Origin of the sequence: Nonomuraea sp. SBT364 (genome assembly GCF_001083785.1) — a bacterium.
In the GTDB taxonomy this organism is placed as follows: Bacteria; Actinomycetota; Actinomycetes; order Streptosporangiales; family Streptosporangiaceae; genus Nonomuraea.
The window spans coordinates 1-9,612 of record NZ_LAVL01000249.1 but is presented as its reverse complement, the minus strand read 5'-3'; the positions used below and the strand labels follow the sequence as shown (position 1 = coordinate 9,612).

Annotated in this window: 11 protein-coding genes; 7 read left to right on the top strand and 4 right to left on the bottom strand. The window is 72.5% G+C overall.

Features of this window, described 5'->3' with window-relative positions; translation table 11 throughout:
* Positions 1 to 187 precede the first annotated feature (187 nt).
* The 3 genes from ADY59_RS45040 (at position 188) to ADY59_RS45030 (ending at position 4,519) form a co-directional block, all read left to right on the top strand.
* A complete protein-coding gene (locus ADY59_RS45040; protein WP_049576806.1) occupies positions 188 to 1,882 on the top strand; it encodes an enoyl-CoA hydratase-related protein in 1,695 nt (564 codons plus the stop codon).
* Positions 1,883 to 1,898: 16 nt separating this feature from the next.
* Complete coding sequence (locus ADY59_RS45035) at positions 1,899 to 3,428, top strand: helix-turn-helix domain-containing protein (RefSeq protein ID WP_049576805.1); 1,530 nt, start codon at positions 1,899 to 1,901, stop codon at positions 3,426 to 3,428.
* Between the two features lie 65 nt (positions 3,429 to 3,493).
* Positions 3,494 to 4,519: a tyrosine-type recombinase/integrase gene (locus tag ADY59_RS45030; protein WP_049576804.1), complete on the top strand. Its 1,026-nt coding sequence runs from the start codon at positions 3,494 to 3,496 to the stop codon at positions 4,517 to 4,519.
* A gap of 87 nt (positions 4,520 to 4,606) precedes the next feature.
* Here the strand turns inward: ADY59_RS45030 and ADY59_RS45025 are convergent, their stop codons facing one another.
* Positions 4,607 to 4,861 carry a helix-turn-helix domain-containing protein gene (locus tag ADY59_RS45025; RefSeq protein ID WP_049576800.1) on the bottom strand — a complete coding sequence of 85 codons (255 nt, stop codon included), beginning with the start codon at positions 4,859 to 4,861 and terminating at the stop codon, positions 4,607 to 4,609.
* A gap of 47 nt (positions 4,862 to 4,908) precedes the next feature.
* On the opposite strand from ADY59_RS45025, the gene map reads away from it, so the two are divergent.
* On the top strand, positions 4,909 to 5,676 hold the full coding sequence (gene map / locus ADY59_RS45020) for a type I methionyl aminopeptidase (RefSeq protein WP_049576799.1): 768 nt from the start codon (positions 4,909 to 4,911) through the stop codon (positions 5,674 to 5,676).
* A gap of 42 nt (positions 5,677 to 5,718) precedes the next feature.
* Here the strand turns inward: map and ADY59_RS45015 are convergent, their stop codons facing one another.
* Positions 5,719 to 6,234 carry a hypothetical protein gene (locus tag ADY59_RS45015; RefSeq protein ID WP_049576798.1) on the bottom strand — a complete coding sequence of 172 codons (516 nt, stop codon included), beginning with the start codon at positions 6,232 to 6,234 and terminating at the stop codon, positions 5,719 to 5,721.
* Positions 6,231 to 7,052: a MerR family transcriptional regulator gene (locus ADY59_RS45010; protein WP_049576797.1), complete on the bottom strand. Its 822-nt coding sequence runs from the start codon at positions 7,050 to 7,052 to the stop codon at positions 6,231 to 6,233. The genes ADY59_RS45015 and ADY59_RS45010 overlap by 4 nt, the downstream gene beginning before the upstream one ends.
* 65 nt (positions 7,053 to 7,117) lie before the next feature.
* Between ADY59_RS45010 and ADY59_RS45005 the strand changes: the two genes are divergently transcribed.
* Genes ADY59_RS45005 through ADY59_RS44995 form a run of 3 tightly spaced genes read left to right on the top strand, consistent with a single transcriptional unit; the run spans position 7,118 to position 9,102 of the window.
* Positions 7,118 to 7,879 (top strand): MerR family transcriptional regulator, encoded by a 762-nt coding sequence (locus ADY59_RS45005; protein WP_049576794.1) that lies wholly within the window; start codon positions 7,118 to 7,120, stop codon positions 7,877 to 7,879.
* 39 nt (positions 7,880 to 7,918) lie between these two features.
* The gene (locus tag ADY59_RS45000) at positions 7,919 to 8,308 is read left to right on the top strand and encodes an ArsR/SmtB family transcription factor (RefSeq protein WP_331459590.1); all 390 of its coding nucleotides are present in this window, start codon (positions 7,919 to 7,921) and stop codon (positions 8,306 to 8,308) included.
* The gene (locus ADY59_RS44995; protein ID WP_197094157.1) at positions 8,305 to 9,102 is read left to right on the top strand and encodes an SRPBCC family protein; all 798 of its coding nucleotides are present in this window, start codon (positions 8,305 to 8,307) and stop codon (positions 9,100 to 9,102) included. Before ADY59_RS45000 ends, ADY59_RS44995 begins: the two co-directional genes overlap by 4 nt.
* A gap of 54 nt (positions 9,103 to 9,156) precedes the next feature.
* Here ADY59_RS44995 and ADY59_RS44990 read toward each other — a convergent pair.
* Positions 9,157 to 9,612 (bottom strand): DUF4037 domain-containing protein (locus ADY59_RS44990; RefSeq protein ID WP_049576788.1); only part of this gene is annotated, 456 nt, incomplete at its 5' end.

Genomic DNA, 9,612 nt, shown 5'->3' with positions numbered 1-9,612 from the left:
CTGTGGGGTGGGGTGGAGGTTGGGCCCCCAACCGAAGAAAAATCCCGACATAGCGGGATAAATCACCTCCACTCGGGTGGGATTCTGCGGCGATCTGTCATCGATGCTTGCCAGACCATGTCAGCATCAATGCACGAACATCCCATATGGGACTGCCATAAACGACATCGTCCGGAGGAAACCCCCGTTGCGCATCCTGCTGCTGTGTTCCTCGTTCAACGGCCTGACCCAGCGTGCCTGGCTGGAGCTGCGCCGGGCCGGTCATGACGTCAGCGTGGAGCTGGCGTTGTCGCAGGAGGTGATGCTGGAGGCCGTCCAGCTGGCCAAGCCGGATCTGGTGATCTGCCCGTTCCTGAAGGAGAAGGTGCCGGCCGAGCTGTGGCGCACCCAGCGCACGGTGATCATCCACCCGGGGCCGCCCGGCGACCGGGGGCCGTCGTCGCTGGACTGGGCGATCAGCGAGGGTGCGGCCGAGTGGGGCGTGACGGCGCTGCAGGCGGTCGAGGAGATGGACGCGGGGCCGATCTGGGCGTACCGGATGTTCGCCATGCCGGAGGAGCCGCCGCGCAAGTCCGCGCTGTACAACGGGCCGGTGGCGGACGCGGCGGTGGAACTGGTGCTGGAGGTGGCGGCCAGGGCGGGTGACCCGTCGTTCGTGCCCGAGCCGCTGGACTACGCGCGGCCGGAGGTGGTGGGCCGGTTGCGGCCGGCGATGCGGCGCGCCGACCGGGAGTTGTCGTGGGCGGAGCCGACGGCGGACGTGGTGCGGCGGGTGCGCGCGGCCGACGGGTCGCCGGGCGGGCTGGCCGAGCTGTGCGGGATGCGGGTGCGGGTGTTCGACGTGTATCCGGGGCCGGCGCTGCTGGGGACGCCGGGGACGGTCGCGGGCCGGCGTGAGGGCGCGGTGCTCGTGCACACCGGCGACGGCTCGGTGTGGGTGGGGCATCTGCGCGCCGAGGAGGCGGGGGCGGTGAAGCTGCCGGCGGTGTCGGTGCTGGGCGAGCGGGCCGCCGGCGCCGATGAGCGGTCCGGCTACAGCGAGATCACCTACGATCGCGGCGACGGCGTCGGGGTGGTGAGCTTCGATTTCTACAACGGGGCGATGTCGACCGACCAGTGCCGGCGGCTGGCGGCGGCGGTGCGTTACGCGGCGGCGCAGGACACGCGGGTGCTGGTGCTGCGTGGCGGCGAGGTGTTCTCCAACGGCATCCATCTGAACGTGATCGAGGCGGCGCGCCATCCGGAGCTGGAGGCGTGGACGAACATCAACGCGATCAACCAGGTGTGCCGGGAGCTGGTGTGGTGCACGGGCCAGCTGGTGGTGACGTCGGTGGGCGGCAACGCGGGTGCCGGCGGGGTGATGATGGGGCTGGGCGCCGACCGGGTGATCGTGCGCGAGGGGGTGGTGCTCAATCCGCACTACCGGACGATGGGGTTGTTCGGCAGCGAGTTGTGGACGTACACGCTGACGCGCCGGGTGGGGGCGCAGGCGGCGGCGCGGCTGACGCAGGAGGCGCTGCCGATCGGCGCGCAGGAGGCGGTCGAGCTGGGGCTGGCGGACCGGGCGGTGGCAGGTTCGCGGCCGGCGTTCGAGCGGGCGGTGCTGGAGTACGCCGAGAGACTCGCGGCCGATCCCGGGTATGGACGGTTGCTGGCGGCCAAACAGGCGGCCAGGGATGCCGACGAGCGGCGCAGGCCGCTGGAGGCCTACCGGGTGGAGGAGCTGGCGGAGATGAGCCGCGACATGTTCGATGACCGGTCGGGGTTCCGGGAGGCGCGGGAGGCGTTCGTGCACAAGCGGAAGGCCGACGGCACACCGGCGCATCTGGCGGTTCATCGGGAACTGTCCGGCACGTCGATCCCGGGGGCATCTCATATGTGAGATAGGTTGTGGGGTTGTGACAGACGATTACCTTGTGCGGATCGGCCGGTTGATCCGGGATGCTCGCCAGCATCGCGGGTGGACACAGCTTCAGCTGGCTGATGCCCTGGCGACGAGTCAGAGCGCGGTCAACCGGATCGAGCGCGGCAACCAGAACATCAGTCTTGAGATGATCGCGCGGATCGGCGAGGCGCTCGACAGCGAGATCGTGTCGCTCGGTTACGCCGGGCCGATGCATCTGCGGGTGGTGGGCGGCCGCCGCCTGTCGGGCAGCATCGAGGTCAAGACGTCGAAGAACGCGTGCGTGGCGCTGCTGTGCGCGTCGCTGCTGAACTCCGGGCGCACGATCCTGCGGAAGGTCGCGCGGATCGAGGAGGTCTACCGGATCCTGGAGGTGCTCGCCTCGATCGGGGTGCGGGCGCGGTGGATCAACGAGGGCAGCGACCTGGAGATCATCCCTCCGGCGCGGCTGGAGCTGGAGGCGATGGACACCGAGGCGGCGCGCCGTACTCGCAGCGTCATCATGTTCCTCGGCCCGCTCATGCACCGCACCGAGCAGTTCCGCATCCCGTACGCGGGCGGCTGCGACCTGGGCACGCGTACGGTGCAGCCGCACATGTCGGCGCTGCGGCACTTCGGCCTCGACATCACCGCGACGGGCGGTTTCTACCACGCGCGGGTGGACCGGGAGGTGTCGCCGTCGCGGCCGATCGTGCTGACCGAGCGCGGCGACACGGTGACGGAGAACGCGCTGCTCGCGGCGGCGCGGCACGACGGCGTGACGGTGATCCGCAACGCCTCGTCCAACTACATGGTGCAGGATCTGTGCTTCTTCCTGGAGCAGCTCGGCGTGCAGGTGGAGGGCATCGGCACGACGACGCTGACGGTGCACGGGGTGCCGTCGATCGAGCGTGACGTCGACTATTCGCCGTCGGAGGATCCGGTCGAGGCGATGAGCCTGCTGGCGGCGGCGGTGGTGACCTCCTCGGAGCTGACGATCTGCCGGGTGCCGGTGGAGTTCCTGGAGATCGAGCTGGCGGTCCTGGAGGAGATGGGCCTGGACCACGACCGGGGGGCGGAGTATCCGGCGGCCAACGGCCGCACCCGGCTGGTGGATCTGACGGTGCGGCCGTCCAAGCTCGTCTCCCCCATCGACAAGATCCATCCGATGCCGTTCCCGGGGCTGAACATCGACAACGTGCCGTTCTTCGCGGCGATCGCCGCCTCGGCGCAGGGCTCGACGCTCATCCACGACTGGGTCTACGACAACCGGGCGATCTATCTGACGGAGCTGACGCGGCTGGGCGCGTCGGTGAAGCTGCTGGACCCGCACCGGGTGCTGGTGGAGGGGCCGACCCGGTGGCGGTCGGCGGAGATGATGTGCCCGCCGGCGTTGCGGCCGGCGGTGGTGGTGCTGCTGGCGATGATGGCGGCCGAGGGCACCTCGGTGCTGCGCAACGTGTATGTGATCAATCGCGGTTACGAGGACCTGGCCGAGCGGCTGAACGCGCTGGGGGCGCGGATCGAGACGTTCCGCGACATCTGATTTCGTCGGTGGGGGCCGCTACCGTTCCTTGTTGGAAGGGATCTTTCCCGGGGTGAGGGGGGACGGTGCGGCCTGCGGAGCTCGACAGGGTCACGGTGGCGGAGGCGGCTGATCGCTATGTGGAGCTGGTGCGGGCGCGGACGCTGACGGGGGCGTTGTCGCCCTCGACGGCGGAGGTGTACGCGCGGGACGTGGCGACGCTGGTGGAGCTGGCCGGCGCGGCCACGGTGCTCGACGATCTGACGGGCGAGGACATCGACGCGATCTTGCTGGCGTTCGCGCGCAAGCCCGACGGGCGGCGCAGCGACCCGGTGCCGGGTGCGCGGCAGTCGGCGTCGTCGCAGGCGCGTTTCCGCCGGTCGGTGTCGGCGCTGTTCAAGCACGCGGCGCGTGCCGGGTGGGTGCAGCTGGATCCGATGCCGTCGGCGACGGTGCGGGCGCGCGAGCGGGGCGGGCTGCGGCCCGAGCGGCGGGCGCTGACGCGTGAGCAGGCGCAGGGGCTCATCGGGGCGGCGCGGGAGCTGGGTGAGGGTGAGCCGGCGCCGCGGCCGGGCCGGCGTCGTGACCAGCGCACGGAGGTGCGTGACGCGCTGATCGTGCTGTTGCTGGCGACGGTGGGGCCGCGGGTGTCGGAGCTGGTGGGCGCGAACGTGGAGGATTTCTTCACCAACGACGGGGTGCGCTACTGGCGGATCTTCGGCAAGGGCGGCCGCACGCGTGACGTGCCGCTGCCCGGTGACGTGGCCGGCGTGCTGGGGGTCTATCTGGAGCGGGGGCGGCCGCGGTCGGCCGACAAGGCTCTGCTGCTGTCGTGGCGGGGGCGGCGGCTGGCGCGCGGCGACGTGCAGGCGGTGATCGACCGGGTGCGCGGGCAGGTCGACCCCGACCGGGCGCGGTCGGTGACGCCGCACGGGCTGCGGCACACGACGGCGACGCATCTGCTGGCCGACGCGGTCGACATGGACGCGGTGCGCCGGGTGCTGGGTCACAGCGACCTGTCGACGCTGGGCCGCTACCGTGACGAGCTGCCGGGCGAGCTGGAGGTGGCGATGCGCGCCCATCCGCTGCTGCGCGAGCCCCGCCGGCCGTGACGGGGGCTTCGCGGGCTGCACGCGGGCTCGATGCGGGCTTCCCGTGGGGCCGGGTTCCCGTGGGGCCGGGTTCAGGTGGGGCCGGGTTCAGGTGGGGATCGCCGGGGTGGTGCGGGTGGCGAGGTGGTCGAGGGAGACGCCGAGCACGTCGGCGAGGGCGGCGATGGTGAAGAAGGCAGGGGTGGCGATCCGGCCGGTCTCGATCTTGCGGAGGGTCTCGGCCGACATGCCGGCCGCGGCGGCGACCTCGACGATGCTGCGCCCGCCGCGGGCATGACGCAGGAGCAGCCCGAGGTGTTCGCCGCGGAGCCGCTCCTCGGGGGTCAAAGGGGGACGCACCATGCCTCCACCTTACAACCTTCGATAAAAATACCGGTATAGTTATCGGCATGGTCGAGTTGAAGACACCCGGTGAGATCGACGCGATGCGTGAAGCGGGCCGGGTCGTCGCCCGCGCCCTCGCCCGGATCGCCGAGCACGCCGCCGTGGGCGTGCGTGTCACCGAACTGGACGACATCGCCGCCACGGTCATCGCCGAGGCCGGCGCCACCCCCGCCTTCCTCGGCTACCATCCGGCGTTCGCCCCCACCCCCTACCCGGCCGTGGTGTGCGTGTCGGTCAACGACGCGGTCGTGCACGGCATCCCCGGCCGTGACCGGCTCGCCGACGGCGACCTCGTCAGCGTCGACTGCGGCGCCTACCTCGACGGCTGGGCCGGCGACAGCGCCGTCAGCTTCGTCGTCGGCACGCCGCGCCCGCGCGACCTGGAGCTCATCGGCGCCGCCGAACGGGCGCTGGCCGCCGGCATCGCCGCCGCCGTCCCCGGCGGGCGGATGGGCGACATCGGTCACGCCGTCGCCGCCGAGGCCGAGCGCGGCGGCTACGGGATGCTGGCCGACTTCGGCGGCCACGGCATCGGCCGCCGCATGCACGAGGACCCGCACGTGGCCAACCGCGGCCGCCCCGGCCGGGGGCTCGTCCTGCGGCCGGGGCTGACGATCGCGATCGAGCCGATGTTCACCGCCGGCGGCGACGGCCGCTACCGGGCCGCCGCCGACGGCTGGACGCTCCACACCGTCGACGGCAGCCGCGCCGCCCACGCCGAGCACAGCATCGCCGTCACCGCCGACGGCCCCGTCATCCTCACCCGGCTCTGAAACCGGCTCTGAAACCGGCCATGCCCCGGGGGGCAGCCAGGGTCAGCCGGCTTTGCGGACCGGCTGGCGCAGCAGCGTGCGCGGGGACGGGTCGTCCAGCGGCGTCAGATACACCTCATGATGCAAGCCGTTGACGACCAGGTGATGCTCGGCCATGAACGCGTCCATGACCGCCAGCGTGCGATGCTCCTCGCTGAACGGGCCGGCGTGCAGCATCTCCACGCACTCCCCCTCGGTGTGCGCGATCACGCGGACCCGGTCCACCGCCGCGCCCGACGGCCGGGCCCGCTCACGGGCCAGCTCCAGCGCCCCCGGCTCCGGCAGGCCGGGCAGCGGCAGCAGCAGATGCCAGCGCCACTGCTCACGGGGCACCTGCAGCGCCGGCCGCTCGTCCTCCACCCACCACATCCCCTCCAGCGGCCCCGCGGGGCCGCCCATGCCGTCGGCGACCGTGTACAGGGCGCGGATCGCCGAGGTGTGCTCGGGGCCGCCCGGCTCTCCCAGCCCGGTGACGTTCAGGCAGGTGACCGGTCCGTGCGTGACCAGTTCGGGGTTCATCGCTCCTCCTCCAGGCAAACCATCAAATGGGTGACGAGCTGTTCCGGCGGCGTCACCGCCGGATCGGACACGTACACCTCGCGGATCGGGCCGCCCACCCGCAGCCGCCGCTCGGCGCACCACGCGAGCACCGCGTGCGCGGTGAGCGAGATCTGGCCGTACGGGCCCACGTGGGTGGCCATGGCGAACGAGCCGCCGGGCAGCGTCTCGGCCCGCACGCCCGCGCCCGGCTCCCAGGCGTCGCCGGGCTCCAGCACGAGCGCGACCGCCACCTCGACCACCTCGCCGAGATCGGCGGGGAACAGGCCGATCAGCCGCACCCCCGCCGCCGGGCCGGGCCCGGCGGCGGAGCGGGCCGCCATGAGGCGGGCGACCGCGGCCGAGGTGGCCGCGCCGATGCCGTCCGGGCCGGCCGCCGGCTCGCGTACCACCGCCACCCGGTGGGCGGGCTCCTCGACGACCCGTACGTGCGCCGCCGGCAGCCCTTCGGCGATGACGCGCTCCAGCGCCGCCAGCGCCTGACGCCTGCGGGCCAGCTCGGCCTCCAGCGACTCCCGTACCGACTCCAGCGCGCCCGGCCGCCCCGACAGCACCTCGCCGACGACGGGCAGCGGCACGTCGAGCGAGCGCAGCAGCCCGATCGACAGCGCCGCGCCCGCCTGCGCGGGCCGGTAGTAGCGGTATCCGGAGTCGCCGTCCACGTAGGCCGGCTCCAGCAGCCCCAGCTCGTCGTAGTGCCGCAGCTGCTTGACGCTGAGGCGGCTCAGCCGGGCGAACTGCCCGATCGGCAGCAGATCCTCGTCCACGTCCCCCAGCATGGACTCTCCCGCCGCCGGAGAGTCCAGTTTGCCTCTGACGTGGCGTGAGGGTTCATGCTGGGGGCATGAGTCTGTCTGTCGGACAGGTGTCCCGGCTGGCCGGGGTGACCGTGCGCACGCTGCACCACTACGACGAGATCGGGCTGCTCAGCCCGGGTGAGCGCACCGCCGCCGGATACCGCCGCTACACCGACGACGACCTGGTGCGGCTGCAGCAGGTGCTGCTCTACCGGGAGCTCGGGTTCCCCCTGGAGGAGATCGCCGTCATCCTCGACGACCCGCGCGTGGACGAGCTCACCCAGCTGCGCCGCCAGCACGAGCTGCTGATCCGCAAGTCCGACCGGCTGCGCGAGGTGATCACCGCGGTGGAACGGGCGATCGAGGCGCGCGCCCGCGGCATCACGCTGACCCCCGAGGAACGGCTGGAGGTCTTCGGCGCCTTCCGGCCCGAGGACCACGACGCCGAGACCGAACGCCGCTGGGGAGGCACCGACGCCTACGCCGACAGCCGCCGCCGCGTCGCCTCCTACACCAAGGCCGACTGGCTGGCGCTGAAGGCCGAGGCCGCCGCGGTCGGCGAGGAGCTCGCGGCGGCGTACACGGCGGGGCTGCCGGCCGGCGGCGAACCGGCGATGGACCTGGCCGAGCGGCACCGGCTCCACATCAGCCGCTGGTTCTACACGTGCACGTACGACATCCACCGCTGTCTCGGCGAGCTGTACGTGTCCGACCCGCGGTTCACGGCCGTCTACGACGAGGCGGCGCCGGGCCTGGCCGGGTACGTGCGGGACGCGATCGCCGCGAACGCGGCCCGCCACGACCACTGACACATTCCCTATCCAGCATATAACCGGTAGAGTATGTACATGCGTTTCGACGTACTCGCGGAACCGGCCCGGCGGCAGATCCTCGACCTCCTGCTCGAACGCCCACGCCTGGTCGGCGAACTCACCGAACGCCTCGGCCTCACCCAGCCAGGCACCTCCAAACACCTGCGCGTGCTCCGCGAAGCCGGCCTCGTCACCGTCCGCAAGGACGCCCAGCGCCGCTGGTACGAGCTGCGCCCCCAGCCGCTGGCCGAGATCGACGCCTGGCTCACCCCCTACCGCCGGCTGTGGGCCGGCAGCCTCGACCGGCTCGAACGCCACCTCGACACCATGCCCGACACCATGCCCGACACTCCGATCGACAGCCCGCCCGACACCATGCCCGACACCCCGACTGACAGCCCGCCCGACGCTCTGGAGGAGCAGTGAACGAGCACCTGTCCACCCGCCCCGACGGCCGCACCGTCCTGCGCATGCGGCGCCGCCTGCCCCACCCGCCCGCCAAGGTGTGGCGCGCCATCACCGAACCCGACCACGTCAAACACTGGTTCCCCGCCGAGATGACCATCGACGGCGACCGCGTCACCTACGGCTTCGGCCCCGACGGCCGCGTCACCGAGCTGCGCCCGCCCCACGTGTTCGCCCACACCTGGGGCGAGGACGAACTCCGCTGGGAAGTACACCCCGACGGCGACGGCAGCATCCTCGAACTCACCCACACCTTCGGCGACCACCACGGCGCCGCCAGCTTCGCCTCCGGCTGGCACACCTGCGCCGCCGCCCTCGCCGCCCACCTCGACGGCCGCCCCTTCACCGAACCCCCCACCGCCCGCCTCCACGAGGACTACATCGCCATCCTCGGCCTCATCTCCGGCACCGTCGACGACGACACCCTGCGCGTCGAACGCCAGCTCACCCGCCCCGCCGCCGACGTGTGGAACACCCTCGACGGCGGCCACGCCCAGCTCGGCGCGCCGCCACCCGCCCCCTTCACCGCCGAAGGCGTCCACGCCGGCCCCGTCGCCCGCGTCGAACCCGGCAAACTCCTGGAGTACGCCGGCGACGGCGGCACCATCCGCTGGGAACTGGCCGAAGGCACCGGCCACGGCGCCCGCCTCATCCTCACCAGCACCGGCGACCCCGCCACCCTGCGCGCCACCCTGCCCGCCTGGCGCGCCCGCACCGAGGACCTGGCCGCCACCCTGGCCGGCACACAACCATGACCGCCACACACCCATGACCGCATCACCATGACCGCCCCGGCCCGGGCGCGACCGTCAGGCGCCCAGGCCCAGCGCGGCCGCCGTCACCGCACGCGCCCGCCCCGGCGCCATCAGCAGATCAGTCGAATCCGACAACTGATCGACACACCCCACCACCGGCAACTCCCTGACCACCGGATCGGCGACCTGCCCCAGCAGCGCCTCGGCGAACCGGTCACCCCCGATCACCTCGAACGGCCGGTCATGGAATCCACGCACTCCCTCATCCAGCCGCACCGCCAGCCCCGCCCGGTTCTGCAACGCCGCCAGCCGCGAATACGCCGACGACAACCCCTCCTGCCGCTCCCGCCACGACCGCGCCGCCAGCGCCACCCCCAGCGACTCACCCAGCTCCACCGACCCCGGCAACCGCGCCAGCGCACTGCCCAGCCACTTCGCGTACGGCGGATAACGGCGGCGCAGCAGCAGCGCCAGCCGCATCACCTCACGCGCCAGCCGCGCCCCCATCAC

Bases quoted from the DNA above. Each gene is read 5' to 3' on its own strand.
- ADY59_RS45000 (WP_331459590.1), top strand. From the start codon at position 7,919: ATGCGTTTCGACGTACTCGCGGAACCGGCCCGGCGGCAGATCCTCGAC.
- ADY59_RS45010 (WP_049576797.1), bottom strand. From the start codon at position 7,052: ATGCTGGGGGACGTGGACGAGGATCTGCTGCCGATCGGGCAGTTCGCC.
- ADY59_RS45025 (WP_049576800.1), bottom strand. From the start codon at position 4,861: ATGGTGCGTCCCCCTTTGACCCCCGAGGAGCGGCTCCGCGGCGAACAC.
- ADY59_RS45015 (WP_049576798.1), bottom strand. From the start codon at position 6,234: ATGAACCCCGAACTGGTCACGCACGGACCGGTCACCTGCCTGAACGTC.
- map (WP_049576799.1), top strand. From the start codon at position 4,909: ATGGTCGAGTTGAAGACACCCGGTGAGATCGACGCGATGCGTGAAGCG.
- ADY59_RS45005 (WP_049576794.1), top strand. From the start codon at position 7,118: ATGAGTCTGTCTGTCGGACAGGTGTCCCGGCTGGCCGGGGTGACCGTG.